24 protein-coding genes are annotated in these 26,064 nt (G+C 67.3%); 11 read left to right on the plus strand and 13 right to left on the minus strand.

The features are described from left to right. Positions 1-63 precede the first annotated feature (63 nt). Positions 64-891 carry a hypothetical protein gene (locus AB0B55_RS07855; RefSeq protein WP_357171067.1) on the minus strand — a complete coding sequence of 276 codons (828 nt, stop codon included), beginning with the start codon at positions 889-891 and terminating at the stop codon, positions 64-66. A gap of 22 nt (positions 892-913) precedes the next feature. Then, entirely contained in the window at positions 914-1,363 is a 450-nt protein-coding gene (locus tag AB0B55_RS07860) for a hypothetical protein (protein ID WP_357171069.1), read from the minus strand. Between the two features lie 487 nt (positions 1,364-1,850). On the opposite strand from AB0B55_RS07860, the gene mobF reads away from it, so the two are divergent. Continuing rightward, positions 1,851-6,455, plus strand: a complete 4,605-nt coding sequence (mobF, locus tag AB0B55_RS07865) for a MobF family relaxase (RefSeq protein WP_357171071.1) — start codon at positions 1,851-1,853, stop codon at positions 6,453-6,455. Between the two features lie 268 nt (positions 6,456-6,723). Continuing rightward, positions 6,724-6,852 (plus strand): hypothetical protein, encoded by a 129-nt coding sequence (locus tag AB0B55_RS07870; protein ID WP_357171073.1) that lies wholly within the window; start codon positions 6,724-6,726, stop codon positions 6,850-6,852. 205 nt (positions 6,853-7,057) lie between these two features. Here the strand turns inward: AB0B55_RS07870 and AB0B55_RS07875 are convergent, their stop codons facing one another. From AB0B55_RS07875 to AB0B55_RS07885, 3 genes are all read right to left on the minus strand, one after another. Next, a complete protein-coding gene (locus AB0B55_RS07875) occupies positions 7,058-7,474 on the minus strand; it encodes an Imm1 family immunity protein (protein WP_357171075.1) in 417 nt (138 codons plus the stop codon). Beyond that, positions 7,471-7,881 carry a DddA-like double-stranded DNA deaminase toxin gene (locus AB0B55_RS07880; protein ID WP_357171077.1) on the minus strand — a complete coding sequence of 137 codons (411 nt, stop codon included), beginning with the start codon at positions 7,879-7,881 and terminating at the stop codon, positions 7,471-7,473. The genes AB0B55_RS07875 and AB0B55_RS07880 overlap by 4 nt, the downstream gene beginning before the upstream one ends. 74 nt (positions 7,882-7,955) lie before the next feature. Further along, entirely contained in the window at positions 7,956-8,483 is a 528-nt protein-coding gene (locus tag AB0B55_RS07885; protein ID WP_357171079.1) for a DUF6244 family protein, read from the minus strand. A 660-nt stretch (positions 8,484-9,143) separates the two neighbouring features. Between AB0B55_RS07885 and AB0B55_RS07890 the strand changes: the two genes are divergently transcribed. Further along, positions 9,144-9,647: an NUDIX hydrolase gene (locus AB0B55_RS07890; protein WP_357171081.1), complete on the plus strand. Its 504-nt coding sequence runs from the start codon at positions 9,144-9,146 to the stop codon at positions 9,645-9,647. Positions 9,648-10,169: 522 nt separating this feature from the next. On the opposite strand, the gene AB0B55_RS07895 is transcribed toward AB0B55_RS07890, so the two are convergent. Beyond that, positions 10,170-11,030 carry a phosphotransferase gene (locus AB0B55_RS07895; protein ID WP_357171083.1) on the minus strand — a complete coding sequence of 287 codons (861 nt, stop codon included), beginning with the start codon at positions 11,028-11,030 and terminating at the stop codon, positions 10,170-10,172. Between the two features lie 340 nt (positions 11,031-11,370). On the opposite strand from AB0B55_RS07895, the gene AB0B55_RS07900 reads away from it, so the two are divergent. The 6 genes from AB0B55_RS07900 to AB0B55_RS07925 all read left to right on the plus strand — a co-directional run bounded on the left by AB0B55_RS07900 (position 11,371) and on the right by AB0B55_RS07925 (position 15,801). After that, positions 11,371-11,904, plus strand: a complete 534-nt coding sequence (locus tag AB0B55_RS07900) for an 8-oxo-dGTP diphosphatase (RefSeq protein WP_357171085.1) — start codon at positions 11,371-11,373, stop codon at positions 11,902-11,904. A 16-nt stretch (positions 11,905-11,920) separates the two neighbouring features. Further along, positions 11,921-12,739, plus strand: a complete 819-nt coding sequence (locus AB0B55_RS07905) for a carbon-nitrogen hydrolase family protein (protein ID WP_357171087.1) — start codon at positions 11,921-11,923, stop codon at positions 12,737-12,739. A gap of 228 nt (positions 12,740-12,967) precedes the next feature. Next, positions 12,968-13,138 carry a hypothetical protein gene (locus tag AB0B55_RS07910; RefSeq protein WP_357171089.1) on the plus strand — a complete coding sequence of 57 codons (171 nt, stop codon included), beginning with the start codon at positions 12,968-12,970 and terminating at the stop codon, positions 13,136-13,138. A 493-nt stretch (positions 13,139-13,631) separates the two neighbouring features. Continuing rightward, positions 13,632-14,147: a RusA family crossover junction endodeoxyribonuclease gene (locus AB0B55_RS07915; protein WP_357171091.1), complete on the plus strand. Its 516-nt coding sequence runs from the start codon at positions 13,632-13,634 to the stop codon at positions 14,145-14,147. Next, positions 14,123-14,764, plus strand: a complete 642-nt coding sequence (locus tag AB0B55_RS07920) for a hypothetical protein (protein WP_357171093.1) — start codon at positions 14,123-14,125, stop codon at positions 14,762-14,764. The genes AB0B55_RS07915 and AB0B55_RS07920 overlap by 25 nt, the downstream gene beginning before the upstream one ends. 323 nt (positions 14,765-15,087) lie before the next feature. After that, positions 15,088-15,801 carry a sulfotransferase domain-containing protein gene (locus AB0B55_RS07925; protein ID WP_357171095.1) on the plus strand — a complete coding sequence of 238 codons (714 nt, stop codon included), beginning with the start codon at positions 15,088-15,090 and terminating at the stop codon, positions 15,799-15,801. A gap of 58 nt (positions 15,802-15,859) precedes the next feature. Here the strand turns inward: AB0B55_RS07925 and AB0B55_RS07930 are convergent, their stop codons facing one another. From AB0B55_RS07930 to fxlM, 6 genes are read right to left on the minus strand one after another with little or no spacing between them, the layout of a single operon-like run. After that, positions 15,860-16,429, minus strand: a complete 570-nt coding sequence (locus AB0B55_RS07930; RefSeq protein ID WP_357171097.1) for a nucleotidyltransferase family protein — start codon at positions 16,427-16,429, stop codon at positions 15,860-15,862. Between the two features lie 42 nt (positions 16,430-16,471). Continuing rightward, positions 16,472-16,864, minus strand: coding sequence for a hypothetical protein (locus AB0B55_RS07935; protein WP_357171099.1), 393 nt, complete (start codon positions 16,862-16,864; stop codon positions 16,472-16,474). 52 nt (positions 16,865-16,916) lie between these two features. Next, positions 16,917-18,308, minus strand: a complete 1,392-nt coding sequence (locus AB0B55_RS07940; protein WP_357171101.1) for an MFS transporter — start codon at positions 18,306-18,308, stop codon at positions 16,917-16,919. Continuing rightward, entirely contained in the window at positions 18,305-19,216 is a 912-nt protein-coding gene (locus tag AB0B55_RS07945) for a phosphotransferase (RefSeq protein WP_357171103.1), read from the minus strand. Before AB0B55_RS07945 ends, AB0B55_RS07940 begins: the two co-directional genes overlap by 4 nt. Further along, a complete protein-coding gene (locus AB0B55_RS07950; protein ID WP_357171105.1) occupies positions 19,213-19,764 on the minus strand; it encodes a kinase in 552 nt (183 codons plus the stop codon). The genes AB0B55_RS07945 and AB0B55_RS07950 overlap by 4 nt, the downstream gene beginning before the upstream one ends. Further along, a complete protein-coding gene (gene fxlM / locus AB0B55_RS07955; protein WP_357171107.1) occupies positions 19,761-21,002 on the minus strand; it encodes a methyltransferase, FxLD system in 1,242 nt (413 codons plus the stop codon). The genes AB0B55_RS07950 and fxlM overlap by 4 nt, the downstream gene beginning before the upstream one ends. 894 nt (positions 21,003-21,896) lie before the next feature. Between fxlM and AB0B55_RS07960 the strand changes: the two genes are divergently transcribed. Then, positions 21,897-22,763: a CBS domain-containing protein gene (locus AB0B55_RS07960; RefSeq protein WP_357171109.1), complete on the plus strand. Its 867-nt coding sequence runs from the start codon at positions 21,897-21,899 to the stop codon at positions 22,761-22,763. 1,217 nt (positions 22,764-23,980) lie between these two features. Beyond that, positions 23,981-24,199: a helix-turn-helix domain-containing protein gene (locus AB0B55_RS07965; RefSeq protein ID WP_357171236.1), complete on the plus strand. Its 219-nt coding sequence runs from the start codon at positions 23,981-23,983 to the stop codon at positions 24,197-24,199. 41 nt (positions 24,200-24,240) lie between these two features. Here the strand turns inward: AB0B55_RS07965 and AB0B55_RS07970 are convergent, their stop codons facing one another. Further along, a complete protein-coding gene (locus tag AB0B55_RS07970; protein ID WP_357171111.1) occupies positions 24,241-25,830 on the minus strand; it encodes a hypothetical protein in 1,590 nt (529 codons plus the stop codon). Between the last annotated feature and the right edge of the window lie 234 nt (positions 25,831-26,064).

Here is a 26,064-nt window from a genome sequence, read left to right on the forward strand (position 1 = left end):
GTCACGACGCACCGCAGACGCTCGTCGGACGCCACCGGGTGTCCGGTGTCGTCGCCCTCGCGGTCACACCCCGGGTGATGTCTGGAAGGTGCGCCAACTCATCGGCGCGGACTGCGGGCCGAGTTTCATCAGGTATCCGCGCCGTCCGTAGAGTGGCTCGTCCCACAGCCACCAGTAGAGGTCCACCAGCCGAGGCGGCCACAGGGTTACGCCGGCTCCGCCGAGTCGTCCGGCGCGGTTGCGGTCGGCGAGCTGGGCCAGGTCGTCGCGCAGTTCCAGGGCGTGCGGGTTCCCGGCGACTGCGGCTGTGGTGGCTCCAGCGATGAGGTCCGCGAGCTGGAGGTGTTCGAGGTGGTCGGACGGGCAGGCCATGATGGGCAGCCCGATCCATTCCGGTGCGGTGAACGGGGTGCCCACTTGGGTGAGTTCCCGGGAGGCAGCCAACCAGGTCCGGCGGGCTTCGCCTCCGCCGCCGGGTTCGTCGGCGATCATCAGCGCCTTGCCGCCGCTGTTGGCCAGGTGAAGTGACACCTTGTCGTAGAGGTAGCGCATCACTTTGGCTCGCACCTGGTCGACTGGCTCGTCGCCGGTCCGGTCGTAGATCACGGTGACCGATCGGGCGCCGGCCTCGATGGCGGCGTGTAGCATCGCCCGGCGCAGCATCGGACGTGCCCGGTTACCCTCCGGCGTTTTGAGCCAGCTTCCGTTGGCGGGGCTCCACTTCAGTTCGCAGTTTGTCGGGACGCCCAGATGTGTCCGCACATTGCGCATGGTCATGGAGTAGCGAGTCATGCCGTCGCCGGTGAACGCGACGGCGGCCATCGCGACCAGGTGATGCAAGCCCCGGCGATGGACGTGCTTGGCGTTGATCTCGCTGTCGTCGGCGAACACGGTCCTCATCGCAGAAGTCCCCTCACAGGCCAGGGTGGCCTGGGTCGGTGTGTGCCCCGGACTCGGAATCGCCCGGGTGTGTTGCGTGCGGAGGATGGGATGGCGTCCGTTCGTGTTCGGGCTCGGCGCGCGCCGCTGATGCCTGACTGATCAGGTCCCGTACGGCGCCAACCGGTAGGCCGGTCAGTTCGGCGATCGCGCCGCGGGTCTCGCCGAGTGCTTCGAGCCGGGCCACCGCCTGCGCGGCGAGCCGGGCCGGTTCGCGGGCCGCCTGTTCCGCGTCGGCGATGATCCGGGCCGCCTTCTCGGCGCCGTGAGCGGTGATGTCGGCCGCGCGCTGGGTCTGCTCGTAGAAGTCGGTCAGCGCGTCGGTGATCTGCCGCGACCGCTGAAGCTGCTCGGCGTCACGACGTTGCTTGGCTTCCTGCGCCCTGCGGATCGCTGCCGCTCGGGTACCACTCGTTCGTGCCATACGGGGAAAAGTAATCACGGAAATAGGTGCGCGAAAGAGGCGTTAAACAGACTGGATAAGAAAAGCCAGCATCGAATAACCGCCGTCACATGATCCTCGACGAAGCCGACAGGAAACGGACAAAATCCCAGCCCAATACGCTCATCAAGATCAAAAAAACAGGGGCCAGACACCTCTTGCACTTGTAGTGACCATGGGGGAGCGTTGGTCTCCAATAACAATTCAAAGGCGACCCTGGGAGGTGCGGGATGGGTATCGAAGTCGCCGTTCCGTATTCCCGAATCCGGTTGTGGTCGGGGGGCATGACGAGCCGGCCCTCACGCCTGCGGGGCGTTGCGTATCGCCGGGCGGCCGGGCGAAGCCTGTCCGCCGGCCCGCGAATTTCCGCGGCCCGGTGGCCAGGGTGTTCCGGACGCGCCGGTGGCCTGCTCGCAGCTGCACCCACCCGCCCGACCCTGGCCGCGTACGGACATGTCGGAGTCCGGCGATGATGACCATTCACAAGATCACCGTGGGGGACGGGTACACCTACCTGACTCGGCATGTCGCCGGTGGTGACGTCGACCGGCGGCGCGGTCAGGACGCCACCGACTACTACACGGCCGAAGGTAACCCGACCGGCCAGTGGGTCGGCGCGGGTCTGGCCGGTCTCGGAATCACCCCCGGCGACTTTGTGGACGAGGCGCAGATGCGTGCCCTCTACGGATTTGGCTGGCACCCCGACGCCGACCGGATTATCGCCGCCTACCAGGCCGCGCACATTGCCGCCGACATGACGCCCGAGCAGATCGCCACCGTTAACGATCAGGCCCGCCGGCACGCCACGCTCGGCCGCCAGTTCCCCGTCTACAAGGCCCTCGACCCGTACGAGGAGCGGGTAGCCCGCCGCTTGGCGGTGATCGCCACGGACATGGGCCGCGACGCGACCGAGGCGGAGGTCAAGAAGGTCCGGCACGAGGAGTCCGCCCGCCAGCGCGGTGCCAATGCCGGCTACGACGCCGTATTCGCCCCGGTCAAATCGGCTGCGCTGCTGTGGGCTCTCGACGAGCGGGAATCGGTTCGAGCGGCTGTCCGCGCCGCGCATGAGGAGGCCAAGAATTCCGCGCTCGGGATGCTGGAGAAGCACGCCGCCTACACCCGCACGGGCAAGGCCGGCATCGCCCAGATCGAAACGCGGGGCCTGGTAGCGGTAGCGTTCGATCACTACGACTCGCGGTGCGGCGACCCGAACTTACATACCCACGTGGTCATCGCCAACAAGGTCCAAGGCGTCGACGGCAAGTGGCGGTCCCTGGACGCGACCGCCCTGTATCAGATGACCGTCGCCGCGTCGGAGCACTACAACACCACCTTCGAGACCGCGCTGACCGCCCGGCTCGGGGTGAGCTTCGCTTCCCGTCCAGGGACGGCCGCGGGCAAGGAACCGGTCCGCGAGATCGAGGGTGTGCCCGACACCTGGATCACCCAGTTCTCCAAGCGGCGCACCCAGCTGGAGACACGCTACGACGAGCTGCTGCGCGACTACCGCCGCGAGCACGGCTACGACCCGGGCACGAAGGTCGCCCAGAAACTCGCCCGCCAGGCGACCCTGGAAACCCGCGACGGGAAGAAGCCACCCCGCTCCTTGCAGGCAATGCGGGCGGACTGGCGCGAGCAGATCACCGACGCCCACGGCCCGGCCGCCCTCGACGTCCTGGCGACGATCGCCACCGTTCCGACCGCAGCCAAGATCGGCCCGTTGACCAATCAGCAGGTCGACGAACTCGCCGCAGAGGTGATCGGCAGGGTCGCCGCGGCGCGGGCAACCTGGACCCGGTGGAACGTGCACGCCGAGACCGAACGAACGCTGCGCGTCGGCGGACTCCGGTTCGCCACGGTCGACGCGCAACAGCGCATCGCCGACGCGATCACACAGCGGGCCGTGTCCCCAGCGCACAGCATCCTGATCGACGCCCCAGCGATGGTGGACGAACCCGACGTGCTGCGCCGCTCCGACGGTGAATCAGTCTTCGCCCGCCACGGCACGTCCCGATACACCAGCCAGCAGATTCTCGACGCCGAACAGCGCCTGCTCGACGCCGCACGCACCCCCACCCTCATCGGCATTCCCGCCGCAGCGGTCACCACCAGCCTCAGCCAGTTCGAGACCCGCCACGGCCGGACCCTCGACGCCGGGCAGCGCGACCTGGTGACCGCATTCGCCACCACGGACACCCGCATCGCGGTCGGCATCGGCGCGGCCGGCACCGGCAAGACCACCGCCATGCGGGCACTACGCCACGTCGCCGACGCCCACGGCAGGCGCCTGATCCCGCTTGCCACCTCCGCCGCGTCAGCCGCCGTACTCGGCAACGACATCGGGACCACGGCCGAGAACCTGCACAAGTTCCTGTGGGAACACACCAACGGTCCGGACGCCCACAACCTCCACCACCACAAGCAGGTCTCGCCCCAGCGACTCTGGTTCCAGGTACGCCCCGGTGACATCATCCTGGTCGACGAGGCCGGCATGGCCGGAACCCTGCCGCTGGAACGACTCGTCACCATCGCGGAACGGCACGGCGCCAGCGTCCGACTGCTGGGCGACTGGCGGCAACTCGGCGCGGTCGAATCCGGCGGCGCGCTGCGGCTGATCGCCCACGACGCCGGAGCCGTCGAGCTCGACACCGTGCACCGGTTCGCCAACCCGGCCGAAGCCGCCGCGACCATCGCGCTACGCACCGGCGACACCACCGCCCTGGACTTCTACGACACCCACGGCCGCCTCCACGGCGGCTCCCGCCAGGCCATGGCCGACGCTGTTTACAAGGCGTGGCGGGCCGACATGCTCGCCGGCCACGTCACCCTGATGATCGCCGCCACGAACCGCGACATCACCGCACTGTCCGCGCGTGCCCGCGCCGAACGAGTCGCCGCCGGTCAGGTCGAAACCCTCGGCGTCGCCTTGGCCGATGACAACCTCGCGGGCAAGGGCGACTGGATCGTCACCCGCCACAACAACCGCAAACTCAGCACCAACCGCGGCCGGGACTGGGTCAAGAACGGCGACGCCTGGACTGTCGAACACCGCTACCGCGACGGGTCACTCCGAGTACGTCACCAGCAGCACGGCGGCCGGTGCACCCTGCCCGCGGACTACGTCACACGGAATGTCCAACTGCACTACGCCACCACCACCCACCGCGCCCAAGGCGCCACCGTCGACACCGCGCACCTACTCGTCGACGACCAACTCACCCGCGAAAACCTGTACGTCGCGATCACCCGCGCCCGGCTCGCGAACCACGCCTACGTCGCCACCCACGAACTACTCCCGCTCGACGAGGACGAACGGCTCGACCGGCCCCGCTACGACGCCAACGCCCGCGCCGCCCGCGAAGTCCTCGACACCATCCTCGACCGCGAAGGCGCCATGCTGTCGGCGACCGAAACCATCCGCCGCACCCAGCAACAAGCCGCCTCGCTCTCGACCCTGGTCCCGCACTACCTGCACGCCGCCGAGCAGGCCACCACCGCCGGATACCAGCAGCTCATCCACTCGATGTTCGACCCCACCACCGCCGCACTCGTCACCAACGACACCGCGTTCCCCGCCGTCGTGCGGGCACTACACGCCGCCGAAGCCGCCGGATGGCAGCCCGAGCAACTGCTCGCCACCGCCGCCCGCCGAGGTCCGCTCACCACCGGCGACTCGCCCGCCCAACTGCTGGCCTGGCGCTGCACCACCACCATCCACGAACACCGGGCACCCACGCGCCTGGCCCAACCCACCGCGCTCGACGCCGCCCGCTACGCCGCGGTCATCGCGCCGCTGACCGGTCTCACCCCGGCGCAGCTCGACACCCGGCGGGCGCTGCGACGTCCCGGCGCGCTGACCGTCGACCCCGCCATGGCAGCTGCGCGGGACGCCGACCACTACCAGTCGATCATCGTCGGGGTTCTCGGCCCGCGCGTCACCATCCGCGCCGCCAGCGAGTCAGCATGGCCGGCGCTGGCCGCCGCCGTCCGCCGCGCTGAATACGCCGGCCACCATCCAGCCGAGGTTCTGCAGCACGCCTACGCCCAGCGGGAACTGGCCACCGCCGACTCGCTCAGCGAAGTCCTCGCCTGGCGCATCGGCCGCTACCTCGACAACCACCCCGCCACCGGACCAAACGATCCCGAAAACACCTGGAACCAGCTCGCGTGGGCGCTCAAAGCCGCAGAAGGCGCCGGCACCGACACCAGCATCGTGTTCGCCAAGGTGCAAGGCGTGGTCACCCCGGAGGAACTGCTGCGCTACCTCGAAGCATCCACCCGCAGCCACAATCAACCCGCCACCCACACGGCCGACCTGCCCCCGTGGCTGTCGCCCGCGACCGAAACCGGCGACGCGCGCTACACCGAATACCTCGCCGACGCCCGCGAGCAGATCGGCGCACGGATCCGCGACCTCGCCCTCGACGCCGCGACCACCCGACCCGCCTGGACCACCGTCTTCGGTACCGCGCCGCAACCCGGACCCGACTACGACACCTGGCTACACCATCTCGGCACCGCCGCCGCATACCGCGACCAGCACCAGGTCACCGACGACACCACCACCCAACCTCTCGGCCCCTACATCGACGCCGGCCGCGCCGGCCACCACGCCTACTGGAAAACCGCCGAAGCCGTCATCGCGGCCCATCGCATCACCCACCGGGAGACCAGCGGCCCAGACCGAACCGACGCACTCGGGCACCGGATCGCCGCCGACATCTACACCGGCCTGGCCGCCGACGAACGCGCCCAGATCAGCAGCGCCATGGCTTCACGTCTCGGACCACTGTGGCAGGGCGATCCTGGTGACGCCGACACGGCGGCCACCCAGCCAATCCACGCTACCTACCTCGCGGCGGCACTCCGTGAACGAGGCCACCTCCACGCGAACGACGTCGCCATGACCCAGAACGAGGCGCACCGGACGCTAACGGCCCAGGAAGCCGAGCGCCTAGCCAGATTCGCCGATCAGGCGCGGCGGCACCAGGCACCGCCGACGGCCACAATCCAGCCAGACCTCTTGCCGCCAGCCTTCCCGCCGCAACAGAGCGGACCGACTGTGAGAAGGTGAATCCCGTAGTGCTCGTACGGTAGGAGCCCGTTTCCATACGGCCACGAACCTATTCACCGCCCGCGTGCTGGGCCGAGCAGAGCGCCGATGGCGGGCGACTGGCCGGGCTGATGCCGGCCGCATCACCTCGATTTGTTCCGGGAGATCCAACGTCGCGCGAGGTCCGCACGGCCGGTTCATCCTTGTTGCCGCCTCCGGAAGCCGAGCATCGGCTCAGGCGCCGGTGTTCGGCTTCGGAGGCGGGTTTGAAAGCGGCCCCGGTGAGGTCATGGTGCTGAATCGCGTGTCGGGCGAGGGCCATGCCGAGCCGGACCCCTTCCTGGAGATGTCCTGGGGCGAGCGCTACGGCGGCGAGCACGCCTACGGCGAATCTGTCTCCCGCGCCGACGGCGCGTGACCGAGTTGCCGAGGCCGCGTTTCCGGGTCTCGACGGAGGAGACGACGAGCTGGGTAGCTGCCGCGCACACCGTCAGTAGGCACTGGGCGTCGCGTCGGACCGGGCTCTGCGGGAGCCGGCCGTGTCGTGCGCTGCGGGGCACGAAGGCCTTCGGCGTCGCGGGGCGGTGGCACCAAGACGTGGCACGTGCCCATTCGCTACGCGGTCATTCGGCAATCGCCGTCAAGTCCGGCGGTTCGCCGCCGGTCTTGAAGAAGGTGACTGCCAGTCGTATTGCCGTTTCGGGCCGGAGTTGTAGGTCCTCGGCCGGGTACTCGGTGGGTACCCCACCGAGATCAAATGCCACTCCGTCGCTCGGGATCTCCGCTGTGGGGTCGTGCAGGTAGGCGCCATCGTCGGTGATGTGTACCGCGAACGCGTGGGTGGGGTGACCGAGGCCGATCTGGATGCCGGGTGGCAGGTCGTCGGGGTCGTCGGTGGTGTCGCTGAAGATGGTCAGCACGACGGGCTCGCCGGCCTGCTGGATTTCGCGAAGGAGAGCTTCTAAGGCGTTGGGGTCGGTCAGTTCGACCTCGTGGTTGTCGCGCTGCTCGCCCCGGTCGTAGGTCCAGGTCACCTTCATGCGATCGCCTTTCCGTTGCCGGTGTAGGTACGCCAATGGCGTACCTGCCCGTCATCGTCGCGTACGTAGACAGCGAGCTGGGTGCCGGCCGGTAAGAGTCGGGCGAGGACTTTCTCGCAGCCGTAGGGGGTGTAGTCGCAGGGAGGATTGTTCGTCACCACAGCCGCCTGTGTGATCCGGTCGCGGCGCATCCGGGCGGCAAGCTTGGCCTCCAGATGGTCGGTCGTGGTGGCGATGAGCTTGTAGGCCGGCTTGAGGTCGGCGGCGGCGGCTGGGTCGCGGCCCGACTTCAGGGGTATCCGCTTACCACCGATCAACGCGACACCGGAGGTGGGGTCCTTCGCTTGCCGGCGAGGCAGGTCACGAGCGGCATCTTTCAACCATTCGGGCAAGGGCTCAGATGGCACCGGCACGTCCGTTGCACTCGCAGACGTGCCGCGTGCGGCGGGCGGTTGGCGGATGTCGCCACCACCGCCCGTTATCAGTTTCCCAGTTCACCGACCTGCCGGGCCTGCGCCAGCGCCGTATCGACGTGTTGCCGGGCGGCAGTTCCGCGCGTCCGGACAGTCACCAGGACCTGCAGCACCTGCTGCAGTCGCGCCAGCGTCGGACCGGGCTGTCCTCCCTGCAACGCCGCCGTGACCAGCCGTCGGGTGTCGTCGACCGCGGATGCCGCCGCCGTGACGTGGCCGTCAACGGCGGCCAGCGCGGCCACGACCGGCGTGAGCGCGGCGGTCGTCTCCTGCGGCGACGGCTGCTGTGCCACGGCACCCAGCGACCGCGACGCCTCACCCAAGACGCCACCGGCCTCCGCCAGGTCAGACCGCACCTGCCCGAGCACTTCTCGCACTCGAGCCAACCCCACAGTGATGCCAGCAAAGCCGGAGGCCGCCGCCCGGACGGCAATCTGCTCGATCGCTCGGTCGACGGCCGAAGCCTCCTGCTGCGCCCGGTCCACACCCTCCTTCATCGCCTGCAAATCGGCACCAATGGTGTCGGTCAACGACATCGCGCACCCTCCGGGGCTCAGAGTCCACACCGAACCGTGGGAGCGTAGAGACGGGCGCCTATCGAGCACAACCAATAGGTGACAGCACCGAGGGTTCGGCATGCCGGTGCGAGTTGTGCCGGTCTCCAACGGCCCACCCCCACCCTTTGCGGGCGTGGGAAACACTGGCGGGTGCAGGCCTGGCGGCGTGGGCTGCGGCCCACCCACACTAGCGCGGGGAGCCCTTGACCAGCTGGCGGCTGAGCCGCTCGACCGCCGGCCCACCCCCACGGACGTGTGGAGCACACCTTGGTCCAGGCGCGCACCGGGTCGCCTTCCGGCCCCACCCCCACGGGCATGGGGAGCACCCGCCGTCGCCGATCCGCCGCATGTCGGGGATCGGCCCACCCCCACGCCCGTGGGGGTGGGCGAGCACTTGCGGCGGTGCCGGGCTCGACGGGTAGCGGCCGGGGCTCGCTGTGTTTGTCGGGTCCGCACCGGTTGAAGGGCACGTCTCGGCAGCTACGTAAGAGCCCGTACCACTGGTCTCGCCCGGTGCGTACGGGCTCATCAGAGCGGGGCGGGAAGTGCTATTCGGTAGGTGCTCTTGGAACAGGGGCCGGCCACGGTTGGCCGCCGCCCCAGTGATCGGCACCGGTTTTGCGGTGAGATTTGTCGGCGGTGAAGCGCCCCGTGCACGGCCGGGATGGGGATGATGTGACTGTGACGCTACGTCGTCGAGCCGCTGCGGTGATCGTTCGTGACGGCCGAGTGCTGATGGTGCGGGAGCGTGGCCTCGGTCCGTCGGGTCGCCATGATGGCCAGGAGTACTGGACGCTGCCTGGGGGCGGTATCGCCGCTGGTGAGACGGCGGAGGACGCGGTCCGGCGCGAGGTGGTCGAGGAGGTCGGGCTGCGGCCTGTCGCGGTGCGTTACCTGTTCGAGGTGCCGTACCCGTCGGGCTTGACGGCGTGCTTCGCGGTCGACGTGGCTGCCGGTGAACCGACCCTCGGTGCGGACGAGTTGCCGTGTGACTGCCCGGTCATGGTGGGTTTGGATTGGGTGCCGCTGCCTCGGTTGCCCACCGAGACGCAGGGACTTGCTGTTCCGACGATGCTCGTCGTCTGTGGCCCGCCGGCGTTGGAGCCCGAGGCGATCCCTGACGAACGCAGGTGCCGTAGTTAGGTGATCCGCCATCCGCTGATCCAGCAGGGGAACTTCGTTGTGAAGATGTCGACGTCGAGGTTCAGGGTGTGGGCGGCTGGTGGCGCTGCGCGTGGAGAAGCCGGGGTTTACCTGGCACACCCTGGGCTGCCACATCGACGGCTCATCCGCGTTCTGGGACGGCGTCGGCATTGGTGTTGCCGGCGGCTATCGGCGCTCTAGCGTGTGCGAGCACGTGACAACGGGGGCTGACAGGGACACCTCCCCTCGCCAGACAACAAGGTTGGCGCCTCGCTTTGCCGCTTCGTTTGTCCCCGCGCTGCGTCCGCCGTAGACGTCAGCTCCGCCGGCACAATCAGTTGCAGTGACCTCGCACCGACGCTGGCTGCGCGTAACCTGCCTGTCGCTCGCAACGGCCAGGGGATGTAGGACAGTCCGGTGGGCGGCGCGGGCGAGACGGCGTCTGCTTCGTATCCGAGCCGCAGCCCGTTGCAGCAAGGCATCGGTGATGCCGCCGGCATCGGTGGGGCATGGGCTGCAGCCCTACAGGCTGTAGGTTCCCCTGGGGGCAAGGGCGCATGCGTCCGCGCCGGGACCGGGCTGCTGCGACACCACGGAGCGCGCCCGGATCCTCGATCGGCGGTAGGTCGCCCACTCACTGGTCCAGGTTGCAAGGTCGTGGACCCATACCTGGGTGCTCTTCTCGGCTTTGCCTGCCCACTTCGCGGCGTTGCGGATCGCGAAGTCGTCTAGGGCGTCGCGATCGGTCGCAGCCCACGCCTGAAGTTGCGCCACCCAGCGTTCTGCTTGGCCGGGGGTGTGGCCGCAGCCGATTAGCCATTGGATCAGCAGTGCCAGTTCCACCCAAGGCGCTGCCTTGGTCGCGAAAGCCCAGTCGACGATGCGCAGGCCGCTGTCGGTCACGATCAGGTTGGTCGGGTTGAGGTCAGAGTGCACGAGCCCTTCGCCGGCCATCAGGGGATGCGCGAACCCGAGCCGGCCCGCCGGGTCGTACCAGGTGCCGTTCGGCGCGCGGGTGTTCTGCAGCTCCATGAGCGTCGCGGCGAGGAGGTCGAGATCGGGACTGGCGGGGGACAGGTCGGGGTGCGGGCCAGCAAGGTGCTCGGTCGCCACCACCAACCATCCGTCGGACTCGAAGTGCCAGAGGACCGCCGGCGGGTACCGGTCGATGGCCGTGCTCGCCGCCAGCTCGTAGCGCAGTGATCGGACGCAAAGGTCTGCGGAGGCTGCCTTGATGAAGACCTTCGCGCTTGGTCCGGTGACTGTCGCGGCGATGTCCGCGTGGTCACCGTGGACGGCCGGGGTGACGTCGAAGGGTTCACCGATCCGTTCGGCGATCGCCCCGGTGACGTTGTCAGGCAGATCGGTCCAGGCACTACGCATTGATCATCTTTCTCCGGTCCGATGCTGAAGTGAGTTGAACTCTGGGACAGCCGAACCTCGCCCCGCCGTTTCAAGCGCTAACCCCCAGTGGCCCTCCGCGGACTCCCGTTGGCCGCGTCCGGGCCATTTCGGAGGAGAGCTGGTAGCTAACGCGGTCGCTGGACGCGACGGCCCCTGGTTCGGGTTCCGGGCCTTCGAAGCGGGCGGGCGCCTCGCGGGGCACGGCGCCCCCACTCATCCGCAGACGCGTCGTCCAGGTTACGGGAGTCCGCGTCCGCCCTGATGCGGCGAAAGCGGCGCGTCTGTTCAGCGTCTGAAGCGGTAAACATAGGGTGAGGGAATGCTGACCATCCTCGCGACGCTCGGCTACGTCCTGCACCCCGACGGCGAGCAGGTGTTGCTGATCCGGCGGGACAAGAGACCCGACGACGTGCACTTCGGCTACCACAACGGGCTGGGCGGGAAGCTCGAGCCGGACGAGGACGTGGTCGCTGGGATGCGCCGGGAGATCCGAGAAGAGAGCGGTCTGGAGTGCCGCGAGGTTCAGCTCTCAGGAACGATCTCCTGGCCCGGCTTCGGCCGCAGTGGGGAAAACTGGTTCGGGTTCCTGTTCCGCATCCCCTGCTGGACAGGACAGCTACGGCCGGAGTGCCCTGAGGGCACCCTGGTCTGGGCCAAGATCGCAGACGTGCTCGCTGGGCGCGTGCCGATGTGGGAAAGTGACCGACACTTCTTACCGCTGGTGTTTAGCAGCCAGCCCCGCGTCTTTCACGGGGTGATGCCCTTCGCCCACGGCAGGGCCGTCAGCTGGTCCTACAGCGTCACCGACAGCCTCACTTCTTATCCCCCAGCGGCGGCGTCGTCCCCGCGATGACTGCGCACAAGCAGCGATGTCGTCACAACTCGCCGGGATCACTGGGGTGACTGGGGTGTTGCGAGTCGGGGCCTGTCAGACCCCGGAGACTCTGGGTGACGTCGACGCGGCGCTGCGGTGCATGGAGGAGTTCGCTCGGGAGGCCGAGCAGCGGGGTGTGCAGCTGCTGCTGTTCCCGGAGTGCTTTCTTCAGGGCTATCTCGTGCAGGAGCGGCACCTGGACGCCTACGCCATGGACCTGCGCTCGGCGTCGTTCGGCGCGCTGCTGCGCCGCCTGGACCCGATCGGGCAGACTCTGGTCTTCGGGGTGATTGAACGGCGGGAAGGTCGTTACTTCAATTCCGCGGTCGTCGTGGGTGGCGGTGAGCTTCTCGGCATCTACCGCAAGGTCCACCTCATGCCGGGCGAAGCGCTTTTCACCGCAGGTGAGGATTACCCGACCTTCGACGTCGAGGGCGTGCGGTTCGGCATCAACATCTGCTCGGACACGCAAGTGCCAGCCGCAGCTGCGGCAGTGGCAGCGCAGGACGCGCAGCTTCTCCTCGTGCCGGCGCAGAACATGATGCGCCGCACCTCCGCGTTGCAATGGAAAGACCGGCACACTCCTATCCGCGCCGCCCGTGCACGAGAAAGCGGCCTGTGGTTGGTCTCGGCTGACGTCACCGGCGAGCGGGGCGCGGACCGCATCGGCTACGGGCCGACGAGCATCATCAGCCCTCAGGGCGAGGTCGTCGCCCAAGTTCCGGAGATGACCCCTGGGATGGCCACCGCCACGGTTGATTGCCGCAAGGCGCTACCGGGCCTGGCGCCCGTGCCTCGCCCGCGACTGGCGTAGCCTGGTGGGCATTGATGGGACCGGCATTCCTCAGCCGGGTGTGTGACGGTGTGAACCTCCGGTTGATTCCGCCGGACGCCTCACTCGCGGTGACCAGCATGGGCAGCCCGCCGAAGCGGGCCCGGCACCGACGTAGCCACGGAATCGCTTGCCCGGCCGCACCATGCGGTCCGGGTGCGCGTCGCCCCAGGCGTAACCGAGGGCACGAGCCGACGGAGGAGAACCGTCATGGCCCGATCTCAGCCGATGGACCACGAGTCCGCCGACCGCATCAGCGCGGCCGCCGACCGCGATCCCGACTCGCCGACCGCGACCAGCGGGTTTGACGACCGGGCGCAGGAAGCCGCTGACCGCAATGATGCGCAAGACCCGGACGACTACGACTACGACATCGAGTAGTACCGGGTGGTGTCCCGCCGCCGGGTGCGGCGGGACACCTCGGTCCCACGCTGGCGGGCGCTGGAGCGCGTAGCCAGCCTCAAGTGGGCGTCGGCTGTCGAACGGACCGTTCGGGAGAGTGCCGAGTCCAGTGGCGTCGACGGGCGACGGAGGCGAAGAGTAGTCCCATTCGGCGGCGGTGGTGCCGGCGACGCGCGACAGCTCACCGCGATCGAGACTGGCGCAGCCTAGATCGGCGCCAGTCGACATTCTGATTCTGACGGCCATAGGTGGCCCCACCGTGACGGCTCCCTCTGGCTCCACCGCGGTCGAGGCAGCGGAAGAGGGGAGGGTCTGACTTGGCCCCACCTCATGGTCAGAATCTCAAGCGCGGCGTCACTCAGGGTAGTTGATAGACGCCGAGCGTCACCTCGGTCACCTGCCCGCTCCTGCCGATGTGGGGGCGGTGCCGGCACACCTGAGCGGGCGAGTCCCCGCTCAGAAAATAACAGGCGTGCAGCGGCGCGCGCTCGACTTACCGGGCACGCACGGGGCTACGCTGAGCGGACATACTCTCGGCGGCTGGACAGAACGGGGACCGAATGGCATGCAGTGGGACTTTGCAGTTCCCGGAGTGCCGGTGTCGCTTTCTACACGAAACACCGCCAAAAAACACGCTTGGACAGAACGTGTGCGTCAACATGCAACAACAGCGTTTAGCGGACCTGATTTCCCGCTCCTCGGCGATTTGGCAGTTTCAGTCACCTACTTTCATGAGGATCCGCCGCTAGACGTGGACAACATGCTTAAGCCTATCCTGGATGGATTATGGCCCCAGGTTATTGCAGATGACAACCAAGTGCGTGATGTGTCGGGGTCTCGCCGAGATCTAACAAAGCCGCTCACGTTTCGCAATCCTTCGCCTGCGCTGGCTCAGGCATTGTCATGGAACGGGCCTTTTGTGTATATCGTGATGGGTGCGCCGATTGACGAGGAGGAGATCCCATGGATCGGTATCCCGGGCAGCTAGAGCTTCGCAAGCGGGCAAGTCGCTTGCCGCCAGACTGGACGATGGAAGTCAACCCCGAACCAGCATCACTGCCGGCGGGCCTGTCTGGTCGGGAAGTCGACGCCGTAGCGCGGGGACCGCAGGGTGGCATTGTCTTCGAGGTGACCTCGCGGCGAGCGCTCAGGAATCAGGACAAAACGAGGAATATTGAGCACCTGCGTACGATTGTCCGAGCGATCCCCGGCTGGGATCTCGAATTGCTCGTGATTCCAGATCCTGGTCCGGATCTGCTAGATGAAGACGAGATCGATCGACGCATAGCTGCCGTAGGGCAATTAGCAAACCTTGACATTGGTGCAGCCTTCATGGCCGCGTTCGTTGCCCTGGAATGGTCATTGGCGCGGCTAGCGCGGCAAGAAGGAGTCGACTACCTTCCGAACGCTCAATCGATAGCGAGTACGCTCGTAGAGATTGGAGTTCTAGACGAGGATATTCTCCCACGCGTACGCAGGCTTCAGCAGTTTCGCAATAGCCTTGCCCATGGAGTCAAAGGGCCGACGCCGCAAACTGAGGAGTTGACCGAGATTCTCGGTTTGGTAAATCAGATCCGCGGTGAGCTTGCCAATCGCCCCGCATGAAGGCGTTCGAGGAACGCCTCCGAAGACCGGCCGATGAGAGTCGATGTTTCGCCAGGTTCACTTGCTCAACTGCCGCGATCCGCGTGCTCGCTACCCATGCCGCGGTGACACTCGGTAGTCGGGAAATAAGCCGCCTCGTGGGCCAGATGAGACCGCCACACCGGCCGCCTGACGGGCGGCGGTGGGGCCAGACCGCGCCGTCCGGGTGGGGGCCGAGTGGGACCGTCAGAATCAACATTCGTAGCCCAACAGGTCGGCGCAGAAGGCACCGCCGAGGCCATGGTGAACCGCGCGTAGGCGATAGAATTGGCTACCCTGGTTTGGTGATTGTGTGGGTGTGCTCCTTTCCCCGGTCAGGTAACACCTTCTTTCGGATCGTCCTCAATCGGCTCTACGGCGTAAGGACATCCGTCGTCTATGACGTCGATGGCGTGGCCGAACGTCTGGGTTCCGATCTGGTCGGTTTCACCGAACGCCCGGCAGCGATTGAAGCCATGCGTGACTCGATGGAGGTTCACTTCGTCAAGACGCACCGACAGCGCGACGACCAGGTCGATGAAGCGGACAAGGCCGTCTGTCTCGTCCGGGACGGGCGCGATGCGCTCGTCTCGTGGGCGCGCCTGGCCAGCGAGGCAGACGCTGCACGATTCGAGAGCGAGTTGCGAGCCATGATCCTCCGACGGGGCGAGTTCGGAACCGGCAGTTGGGGACGCAATGTGCTGAGCTGGCTGCTGCCGTCGGCACCTCACCGAGTGGTGCTGAGGTACGAAGCACTTGCTCAGAAGCCGAGAGCTGCTGTGGAACGGGTCATCCACACTTTGACGCCCCAGCTCCGACCCGACGCCGGCGCCCAGATCCCGTCGTTCACCGAGCTTCAACAGGCCGATGACCGCTTTTTCCGTAGAGGGCTCAACAGCACCCATCGCGACGAACTGCCCGACGAGCTACACCAGCTCTTCTGGGCCCAACCCGACAACGTGACCGCGATGCAGCTACTCGGCTACGGGACGAGGGCGGACGGTTCGCAACGAACGTGAGCGTCCGCGGCGAGTCGAACATCATGGGGGTCAGCGTCCTGGCGGCGATCGCGGGTGGTCAGGTGAGGACTCGGACTCGGGGCCAGCGGTGGGCGGGGCGTTGCCGCGCTAGTCGTTGCGCGGACACGACCAGGCTGACTCGGGTCGGGTTGCGGCGCCAGATGCCGTCGAGAAGGTCATCGAGTCCGTGTGGTGCGCAGACAGCCACGTGCCCGCCGACGTCGAGACGGATTGCGACGGCGGTGGCGTATTCGGGCCAGGTCGCGACCGCGTCGGCGATGCTTCGCAGCGCGGGTACGGGGTCGCTTCCGAATCGGGCGGGGTACCAGGTGTGCACGGCGGCCTGGTTCTTCGCCTCCCACGGCGGTCCCGGCCACATCGTCGCCAGCCGTTCGGTGGCGTGCTCGTCGTTGGCTTGGGTCAGGTCGGTGGGGTCGACGAATGCCACGTCGATGTCCCGGGCTTGGGAGAAGTCGAATCCGTGCCCGTAGCGTTGCTCCCAGACGAGGTCCCTGAGGACACCAGCGCCGATCCAGGCGTCCGGTAGGCCCGAGTCCCGCACGGTGCGCAGCGCCCGCATCAGCGGCTGGCTCCCGCCAACCAGACCGCGTAACTCGTCATCGCGCATGCCCTCTTCACCTCCGACAGGTCCAGGTTGATCGAGGTCGGCTCAGCTGCGCGGGTGCGGCACCCAGCTCGCCGTTGGAAGTCGTGGCTGCGTGCTGGCTCGGGCGGCTCCAGGCAGCTGCGCGGCGTCTGGGTGCGGTGGCGCGCTGCTGGTGTGCTGCTGGTGGAGGCGGTGTGCGAGGTAGTCGCTCAGCGAGGTCGCGTGCGGTACGTCCGGGTCGGTGGTGGCGCCGGAGGGGGTGTAGTGGGTGTGCCGCAGTGGGGCCACGAACTCGGACGGGGGCGCGCCGGCTTGCAGCCCGGCGGTGATCGCCGTGGACAGCGCTTCGGTTAAGCCGGCCAGGGTGGAGCCGTGCTTGCCGACGCGCAGGTCGACGTGGGTGAGCTGACCGGACGAGGTGGCCGTGGTGAGGCGTCCCGTGGTGCCGTCCAGCACGAAATCGGTCGTGGTGCCGGTGTAGCGGCGGGGTGCCCGCAGCTGCGGGTTGTCATCGCTCGTTCTGCGTTCTCCCTGGGTGTGGTGGTGGCGGTGGCCGTGACGGCGGTAGGCAGGCCGGTGCTCGCGCTACCGGAACGACGTGCCGGTAGGCGACCTCCGCTGGGCGGGCTCGCGGCGGGCTGGTCGGGGTTGTCTTCCACGGCAGGAATGCGGCGCTGGTGAGCGTGAGGGCGGCGGTTGCCGTGAGGGCGGTGCGGGGGCCGGTGGCGGCGGCGAGGATGCCGGCGGCGGCGATGAAGATGGGTTGGGTGAGTTTGCTGGTGATGGACCAGGCGGTCAGGACGCGGGACAGGCAGTGCTCGCTGGTGTGGTTCATTCGGTAGGCGGCGAAGGTGGGATTGAACGTTCCCGCCATGAACAGCAGGAGTGTGTCGGCGAGGGTGATGATGATCAGGCCCGGTGTGCCGGGTGGGGCGAGGGGGATGAGTCCCATCCAGAGTGTGCGGGCGACGCCGGTGGTGAGTAGGACTGCGCGGAGGCCGTATCGGGTGGTGAGGGGGCCGGCGGTGAGGGAGCCGAGGATGCCGCCGAGGCAGGGCAGTCCGAGGGCCAGGCCGTACTGCCAGGGAGCCAGGTGGAGGTCGCGGAGCATGAACACCGCGATGATGGGCGTGGTGGCCGTGATGGCGCCGCCGAAGATGACGGCGTTGACGAACAGGGCTCGCAGGCCCGCATGGTGAAGGATGTGCCGCCATCCTTCGATGGCTTCCCGTCCCCGACTCGGGGCGGTTTGCCGGGCAGGTGGCGGCGGCTCGGGGCTGCGGAGGCGGCGGATCCCGAGCGCGGACATCAAGAAGCTCGCGGCGTCGACGGTGATGGACGCGGTAGCGCCGAGCCAGGACACGAGGACACCGCCGATGGGTGAGCCGAGGCTGTTGGCCGTCCACTGGGAGGTCTCGAATCGGCTGTTGGCAGTGACACGTTGATCGATGGTGACGAGGTGCTTCAGGTGCGCGCCGCTGGCGGCGCTGAACACGATGGTGCCGGCGGTCTGCACGACGGCGACGACGCACAGCTGCTCGTACGTCAGGGCGCCGAGCGCGGCGGCGATGGGGACGCTGGTCAGGGCCGCGCAGCGCAGCAGGTCGGCGCCGATCATCACAGGCCGTTTGCGCCGGAACTCGATCCAGGGACCCAGGGGTAAGACGATCACTGCCGAAGCGAGGCCGGAGATCACCGCGAGCAGGGAGACCTGCAGAGCCGATGAGTCCAGCAGCAGGATCGCGACCAGCGGCAGCGCGCCTGCCCCGACGGCGGATCCCAGGTGGCTGACCGAGTAGGCGCCCCACAGTCGGTGAAAGTCACGGCTCAGCGGGGCAGGTGCCTGTGAGCCGCCCGCGAGGCCGCGCTGGATCGCTGCGCCGGCGGTTGTCCGGTTCAAGCCCATCGCATCAGCGCCTGAACGTCGTGGCGTGCCTGGCTGAGTAGCTGTCGTAGGTACGCGAGCCGGGACGTTGTCGCGCCGCGTGCTGGCAGCACAGTGTGCAGGCGGATCTCTCGGCAGGTCAGCAGGAGCAGGTTGACGGAGTAGGCGGTGGTGATGTTGGCGGTGTGCACGCGTTCGGCGATCGCGGCGGTGAGGGTCGGGCTGGCTGCGGTGCCGATGATGTGCAGCATTGCGAGGTCATAGCCGGGTAGGTAGCTGCCGGTGTGCTCGAAGTCGATGAGGGCGCAGTGCTCGCGGTCGAGGAGCAGGTTCGCGGGTAGGGGGTCGCCGTGTGCGCTGACCCGGCCCGGGCCGAGCTGGTCAACGAGGGTGTGCAGGGCGTGCTGGTCGGCGTCGTCGAGCAGCCCGGCGGCGTGTTCGGCGTCGATGCGGCCGTGGTAGTCGAGCGGTTGCGGTAGTGGCGGTGCTGGCGACCAGCCGGCGAAGGTGTCGAGGGTGTCCAGGACCAGCTGTGCGGTGGCCGGGCTGACGTCGCGAGTGAGGTGGCGTTGGTCGTCCAGGCGCTGCCCCGGTAGCTGAGTCAGGACGGTCAGGTAGGCGTCGGCGTGGAGGACACGCGGCACGCGCACGGGGGGCGGCTGATCGGTGAACAGCTCGTACATGCGCAGCTCGTGCTGGCGCCGGCCGACCCAGTACGGGTCGTCGGTGGTCAACAGCTTCACGATCACCGGTCGGCCGTCGCGGCGGCCGGTGGCGACGACGGCCTTGTCGGTGCGGTGCACAACCCGGCCGGTGCCCACCCCTGCGGCAGCGGCACGGGCGATCAGCGCCGCGAACACATCATCCGCCCCGTCCGCCCCGAGACCGGCACTGCCTGCGCTGGCTGTCTGGGATGAAGTCATGGGACGGCAGGGAGCAGGTCGTCGTCGCGGCCGGTCAACGGCAGGCCGGCGGTGGTGGCGATGCGCTCGATCGCTTGCTCCAGGGTGGTGGTCTCGGGGAGGACGAGTTCGTCGGGCCAGCCGAGGACGTCGCGCGGGGCGTACACGCCGAGCATCGTGTCGGCAGTGAACTCCTGCGCCTCGGGACGGGTCTGGTGTCGGCGCAGAGTCTCCGGCCACGACACGTCGAGGTACACGAACAGGGTTCGGCCGCGGTGCGTGTCGCGCAGTTCGGTGAGCATGCTCCGGTACCGGGCGGTGTGCATGATCCCTTCGAGGATCACGTGGTAGCCGTGGTCGAGGCAGAAGCGAACGTTCTGCGCGATGAGCGTGGGTGCGAGACCACCTGGCTTGTCGCGTTCCCGCAGAAGGATCCGCCTCATATGATCTTGGCCGACGAGGGCGCAGCCGCGGCCGTGCCGATACCGCAACGCACGGGCAATCGTGCTCTTACCGGCACCGGAGTTCCCCCGAAGGCAGACCAGGATCGGCAACTCCGTGTTGCTCATCGGTCGGTCTCCCGCCAGGTGATCGCGGTCAGCGTGTGGCGGCGGGGCACGAGCAGGCGCAATCGTTCGCTGTCGGGCAGTCGCGTGCCGGCCGGGTGCACGGTGACGTCCGGGACGACGCCGGCCCGGAACTGCTGATCCCAGGCGACTATTAGGTCCATCAGATCGCTTGTCAGTCTGGTGGCGTGCGGACCGAAGCCGTGCCCGCCGAACTGCCACGTCGTCGTGTCGTGGCGGCGCATGGTCAGGTAGGCAAGGCTGTCACTGGTCAGCAGGGTGGGGCAGAAGAAACGGTCCTGTGGATCCAGCAGGCCGGCAGTGCGGTCCCGATCGACTCTGAGCACGCCGTACGGGCGAGGTTGACTGGCCAGCCACAGGTGCAGGCTCTCAAAGTAAGTGCCCATGCTCATGTCCACGGTCACCGGCGAGGACACCTCAACCCGCGGGCCATCAAGCGCAGCGCGCAGAGCCTCGGCGTTGATGGTGGTGGTGTCGTCATCCAGGGTGAGAACGGCATCATCGCCGCGCAGCGGCACCCGGCGGGCCGGATCCCGGCCGTGGCCCTGCATCGCGACGAAACCGCACTGCACGGACGCCGTCGCGGCCAGGTGATCACCCGCGGTCTGCAGGGTGAGACAGCGGGTGTTGCCGCGCATCCGCAACGGCACCACCAGCCTGCCGGCTGGTGCGAGCTGTTCGGTCCACGCGGGAGGGAGGTCACTGGCCTCGACCGTGATGAGCACCGCGTCCCACAACCCGTCGCCAGGATGGCCGTGGACGCCGTCGGCGTGGACCACCTCGACCTGCGGGTAGCCGGCCCGCGCCAGCGCCGCTCGCGCGTGGGTGACGACCTGCACGTCGATGTCGACGCTGACGACCGTTCCGGCCGGGCCGACGACCTCGGCGATCAGCGCCGCGTTGTACCCTCCCGAGCCGATTTCAAGGACCCGGGCTCCGGGCCTCAGCCCGGCGGTCTCCAGCATGTACGCCTGCAACCACGGCGCGGAGATCGAACTGGTCGCCTTTCCGTCCGGGCCGCGTCGGGTGACGACAACATCATTCGCGTACGCGCTCTCGATGCTGGTGCCGGCCGGAGCGAACAGGTGCCGCGGCACTGCGGCGAACGCCGCCGCCACCTCCGGTCGGGTAATCCAACCCTGACTGCGCAGCTTGTCGACCAGATGCCGGCGAGCGTCCTCCGCCGTTAACGTCTCGGTCGTTCCGCTTCCAGGTGCCACGAGGACATCTCCTCCCTCGAACGAATATCAGGTGAGCAGCCGGCCGACCGCGACGAGCATCGGCCCCTTGCTGGAATACGGCAGGTCGAGATCAGGAGGCGGGCACGCCGTCTTCGAGGTGGCGGGTCGACCCGTCGACACGCGCCTGGAGGCATTCGCTGACGCGGCGGGCCAGCGGTGAATTCCTGGGGTCGGAGGGCATGTGGGCACGGTAGAACTCCCGGCAGCCGACACGCCCGCAGCGCCACACACCGACAATGTCGGCACATCCCGACACCAACTTCAACACCCGCAATCTTGACCGCATTCGGTAATATCTGATGGTCCTGCCTGGCCGCGTGATGCGCCGCCTGTCGGCCCGATAGATGTCACAACGAGCCGCTACGGTCGAACGGGCGGCGCGCTGACCGCCCAGTACGACCGCCGGGAAGTGTCGGCCATCCTCAACGCATTAGTTGCGGGCCTGGCAACATCGAGTCGACGCAACCAGCCGGCCAACCCGACCGGCGCACGACCATCCCAAGGACCGTCGCCCACGTCCCCGGCCGCGGCGCCCACGACGGCGACGTTCCTAGGCGCTGTGGCAGCGGCGCTCAGCCGGCGGGTTGGCCACCGATAACGCGCGCCGCCTCGGCGAGTCGCGAGGCAGTACGTCTCTGCGTCGAGCTCTGAGGGCGGTGCGCCCATCGGAGAGGGGTTAGTCGAAGCGGACCACGCGGCTGTCCACCAATCGGGCAGGCGAAGGTCCCGTCTGAGCGCATCGACCAGCGCCGCTCGTCCCTGGAACCGCTGGCAGAAGGGCTGTCCCTCGATGCCGACGAGAACGGTCGCCCGGTCCACCATGCTGGGCGGTCGACGGGCTGGGCGCACCCTGGAATCCTAGGCAGCAGGCGCATGGAAGTGGACGCCGCTGCGCCGGATAGAGTCGCCGTCGACTTGGAGGAGGCACGGCTGCGTGGGTGGCGGAGCATTCGACATGTCAACGGCGTGCTCAGGACGCCGGGATTTGCCAGGGTCGGCCAGCTTGTGCCCGACGACCAAGAGCTCCTCACCGTCCCCGTGGGAACGAAAGTCGGGAGCGCGCTCGATGTAATGCGGGCCCACGACTACGATCAGCTTCCGGTCGTCACTGCCGCGCAGCGCGTGATCGGCGTCTTCACCTATAGGTCGATGGCCGGAGGGCTGCCGCTCCTGCGCAACGACGCCCTCAATGCGACGGTAGAGGACCACCTGGAGGAACTTCGGTTCGTCCGCTCGTCGCAAGAGCTCGGTGAGGTGCTCACCTTCGTTGAGCAGGGGAATGCTCTCCTGGTCGGCGACGAGGACCGCCTACTCGCGATCGTGACGCCCGCGGACGTGAGCCGCTTTTTGTGGCACCGGACGCGTCCCTTCGTGCTGCTGCAGGACATAGAGCTCGGTGTACGCGACCTGATGCGCTCGGCCTGCGACGCCGGCTCCCTTCCCGGTCTGATCGCGGCTTCGGTCCCGGCGGATCCCGGCCGCTCGCGCAGCCGACTGGAGGACCTGACGATGGCCGAGCTGCTATCAGTGCTACTGAACGGCGAGAACTTTGGCCGATTCTTCCGTCTGCGCTTCGGCAACAATCGCGATCTGGTTCGGAGCACCCTCGACCCCGTACGCGAGATCAGGAACAAAGTCTTCCACTTCCGAGCCGAGCCGTCACCCGATGAACTGGAAAACTTAGCTGCGGCGCTGACCTGGGTCCGTCGTCGCGTGATGATCAGAGGGGAGGCGAAGTGACCGCTCTGCGCCCTGACCACCGGCAGTTGCTTGACAGGCTCCATGACCCGGCGTGCCCCACACGTGCTGTCGTGGTGGCCCCGCCCGGCAGCGGCGCTCGCCTACCACTCCAGATTCACCTGGCGGAGATCGCGCCAGAGGCGCTCTGTCTTGTCGTGGCCGCGAACGAGACGCTCGCGGCACAGTGGGCCACACGACTGGAGGCAGCTAGCGTCCAGCCTGTCGTTTTGCTGACCGGCGCAAGTGCAGCACTGACGATTCTTGAGGAACTCGATGTGCCAAGTAACGGAGTCATCGTCACCACAAGCGCGTCGGTTCAGCGCAAGCTCAGCGGCGAAGCGCTCTCGGCGATGGAATTCGAGCTCGCGATCTATGACTACTCTCTCGGGCCGCCTCCCACCGAAACAGCCGAATCGCGCCTCAGCGCTCGCCGGACCGTCACGCTTGTCGATCGGGAGGAGAGCGGCCCGGCGCTTCCGGTGATCTGGCGCATGACCCTGCAGGGCATGGTCAACAAGGGGTTGATAAACGTAACTGCCTTTTTCTACGAGGAAGAGCCGGAAGAGCGTGAACTCCGCGGCGCCGCAGTGGCCGCCCTGACGGAACACGCACGTAAAGACGGCGCACCGCTGGTCTTACCGAGCGACAGCTTGCCAGCGCTGCACTCGCGGCTCCTGATCGCCGCGACCGGCGCCTCCCCCCGAGACGATCTGACGGACCGAATGTGGAATGTTCTCGACCGCATGGACGCTTTCCCCGGTCCCGACTCACGATTGCCGGCACTCGACCGAGTTCTGGATGTAGCACTTGCCAGGGACGCGCGATGCGTCGTCATAGCACCAACGACGACGGATGCGAGTTACATCGCCGAGCACTTAAACGGCACGACCAGAACTCCGCGCGCGGTCATCAGCAGCAGGATGCGCGCCGACGACCGGCGATCAGCAATGGCCTCCGTAGGTCCGGGGGACTGCGTGGTAGCCACGCCTATAGTGACGCCACTCGACCGCTGGCCCGAAAACACAACTCTGATTTTGTGGCCGGCGCCGTTTAGTGACCGCCTGCTGTCGAGCATCGCCCTGCCCGGTCCCGGCGTCAGAGTCGTCGTGATAACCGACTCTGTCCGCGTGGAGTCAGCGGCGACGTCCGTGGCAACGCAAGGGTTCATGCCCGAGTCCAGCGCCCGAGCGTTCTCGTCCAACACAAACACGCAAGCTATTGCCGTCTTAGCGCCGACGGCGAAGGGGCGACGCCTGATCGGAAGTGAACGGCTGACTCTCGCTGGAGAGCTCGTTAGGCGGTACACCGCGGGCGAGTCCATCCGCGCGCTCGCTGAGGCAACCGGCCGTAGCTACGGCTATATCCACCGGATCCTCACGGAATCAGGCGTGCAACTGCGGCAAAGAGGGGGTGTTAGAAGGCGAAAGAAGGCCTAAACGGGAGAAAGGACTTCCGCCGAGTTCCTTGCCACAGCAAGCTAGTCCTCCACGTCGCTCTCCTCGCTCCGCTCGGCACGGGAGTCAGCTGAACTGGCCAAGCGAGTGGTCCAATCAAGATGCCTGACGACCCAAGCTCCTATCGACCATATCGGATTTCTGGATGCCAGGTCGCCCTCTTCGACGCGGACGTAGTAGGGGTCGTATGCGTGGAACCCTTCCCGGCCTCCGACCCAGGAACCGCGGTCGTATTCGCAGAGCATCTCCACATGTTCATGCTTGTCGCCGCCTTCGAGTTGCAGCGTGAATCGCCAGTTGTCGTCCGGCTGCCACGAAAAAAGCAACTCGACGTTGTGGCCGTCGATCTGTAGACGGTGCTCACCGTTCTGAGAGTCAGATCCAAAGTCGTCGGGAACTGCCAGCCCCGGCACGCACGACAGTGCATCACGGATGTCGTCGACCGCATCATGTGCATCGCTGTAGGTGGGGTTCGGCAAGGAGACGACGGCGTCGCCTTCGGAAGAAACCTCCGTTATCACGCCGTCGGTGAAATGAAACGCAAGTTGCGTGCGAATAAACAGATCGTTGTACTCCACGCTCGTTGTCTCGGGGTCGTCGCCCAGATGGAGACGGTTGATCGTTGCCTCTGCATTGCCGAGAAAATACACCGTCGCCGAGACTTGATCGCGACGGGGCTCACCGAGATCGCCTGACCAACGAGGCTCGAGTAGGCCGTCGGCGTCTCCGGATTCAACGGTCACGCCATCAAGGCCGACCAGGCAGGTCAGGCTTGTGACGTCCGCGCCGTAGACGCGAGTGTCATCAGTGCCTTCGCCGCCGAGTTCAATCGCTTGGTCCAGGCTTGGAGTGCTGCCGATGTCGAAGCTGTCAGCGCCACCGATCCCCTCAGTGTTCAGATGGATGGGGAGACGTTGAAGGATGTAACGCACGACCGCCGGCGTCGCGTGGCCGTCATCGACAGTGACGTTGAACAGTGTTGGCCGAAGCTCCTGCCGCTTTCGTGTCACCGGCGCGGGAAGCCCCCAAGCCTCGCATGCTAGTGCGAGGTCCTTGTCCTCGGTGAGGAACAGCAATCGATTTAGGGCGCCATCGGCGGCGGCTATGGAGTCACGGAGCCAGGTGCCGTCACTGGCTCCGGTCTTGACCCGATCCTTGTCCGGTCCCTTATGCTTTCCCGGCGCCCGTAGCATTATCTGATCCTTCAGGCCTTCTAACGCGTGCTCGGCCGTCGCGGCGATCACGCGCACGTGCTCGACTCCCTGGACTGCCTGCATGAATGCTTCGATCACCTCGCCGGCGTCCTTGTATAGGAGCTCGGGCACTGGGACTTTGGCGCGGGCGAGATTCTTCCGCTCATACGACGCGGCAGTCGCAACCGCTTTCCAATCCTCTGCCAGGTGCTGAGCCCATTCCCATGCCACCGGCTCCGGAACCCACGTCTCAACGCCGATTCCGTGCAGCCGTAATGCCATGCGCGCCAAATCGGTCAGATCCGGCCTAGCGCGGCCGTAGGCATTCGCGTCCAGAACCACCGCCAATAGCTGCTCACGCGTCTGGCCATCTAACTGTAGTGCCGATTCGGAGCGGCGGCTGCGAACAGCTTTGGTCATGACGAGAACCTAGACTGATACGCAACCTGGAAGCTTCGGCTGGACGGACAGAGTTCAGACCCCGTGGCGCAGGTGGCGCTGAAATTGGTCGAACGTGATCAGCTCAGATCGCCGCCGCCGGGGCCGCAGCCGATGACGCCGATCTGGTGCGGGCGCCCCGCTGTCGGGGCGGCGGCTGGTTCGCATTGGGCTGGGCGGAGGTGGGGTAGGCGAGAGTGCCGTCCTCGATGACCT

Source organism: Micromonospora sp. NPDC049107 (assembly GCF_040648595.1).
Taxonomy (GTDB): Bacteria; Actinomycetota; Actinomycetes; order Mycobacteriales; family Micromonosporaceae; genus Micromonospora.

Bases quoted from the DNA above. Each gene is read 5' to 3' on its own strand.
- AB0B55_RS07860 (WP_357171069.1), bottom strand. From the start codon at position 1,363: ATGGCACGAACGAGTGGTACCCGAGCGGCAGCGATCCGCAGGGCGCAG.
- mobF (WP_357171071.1), top strand. From the start codon at position 1,851: ATGATGACCATTCACAAGATCACCGTGGGGGACGGGTACACCTACCTG.
- AB0B55_RS07870 (WP_357171073.1), top strand. From the start codon at position 6,724: ATGGTGCTGAATCGCGTGTCGGGCGAGGGCCATGCCGAGCCGGACCCC.
- AB0B55_RS07875 (WP_357171075.1), bottom strand. From the start codon at position 7,474: ATGAAGGTGACCTGGACCTACGACCGGGGCGAGCAGCGCGACAACCAC.
- AB0B55_RS07885 (WP_357171079.1), bottom strand. From the start codon at position 8,483: ATGTCGTTGACCGACACCATTGGTGCCGATTTGCAGGCGATGAAGGAG.
- AB0B55_RS07895 (WP_357171083.1), bottom strand. From the start codon at position 11,030: ATGCGTAGTGCCTGGACCGATCTGCCTGACAACGTCACCGGGGCGATC.
- AB0B55_RS07900 (WP_357171085.1), top strand. From the start codon at position 11,371: ATGCTGACCATCCTCGCGACGCTCGGCTACGTCCTGCACCCCGACGGC.
- AB0B55_RS07905 (WP_357171087.1), top strand. From the start codon at position 11,921: ATGTCGTCACAACTCGCCGGGATCACTGGGGTGACTGGGGTGTTGCGA.
- AB0B55_RS07910 (WP_357171089.1), top strand. From the start codon at position 12,968: ATGGCCCGATCTCAGCCGATGGACCACGAGTCCGCCGACCGCATCAGC.
- AB0B55_RS07920 (WP_357171093.1), top strand. From the start codon at position 14,123: ATGGATCGGTATCCCGGGCAGCTAGAGCTTCGCAAGCGGGCAAGTCGC.
- AB0B55_RS07930 (WP_357171097.1), bottom strand. From the start codon at position 16,429: ATGCGCGATGACGAGTTACGCGGTCTGGTTGGCGGGAGCCAGCCGCTG.
- AB0B55_RS07945 (WP_357171103.1), bottom strand. From the start codon at position 19,216: ATGACTTCATCCCAGACAGCCAGCGCAGGCAGTGCCGGTCTCGGGGCG.
- AB0B55_RS07950 (WP_357171105.1), bottom strand. From the start codon at position 19,764: ATGAGCAACACGGAGTTGCCGATCCTGGTCTGCCTTCGGGGGAACTCC.
- AB0B55_RS07960 (WP_357171109.1), top strand. From the start codon at position 21,897: ATGGAAGTGGACGCCGCTGCGCCGGATAGAGTCGCCGTCGACTTGGAG.
- AB0B55_RS07970 (WP_357171111.1), bottom strand. From the start codon at position 25,830: ATGACCAAAGCTGTTCGCAGCCGCCGCTCCGAATCGGCACTACAGTTA.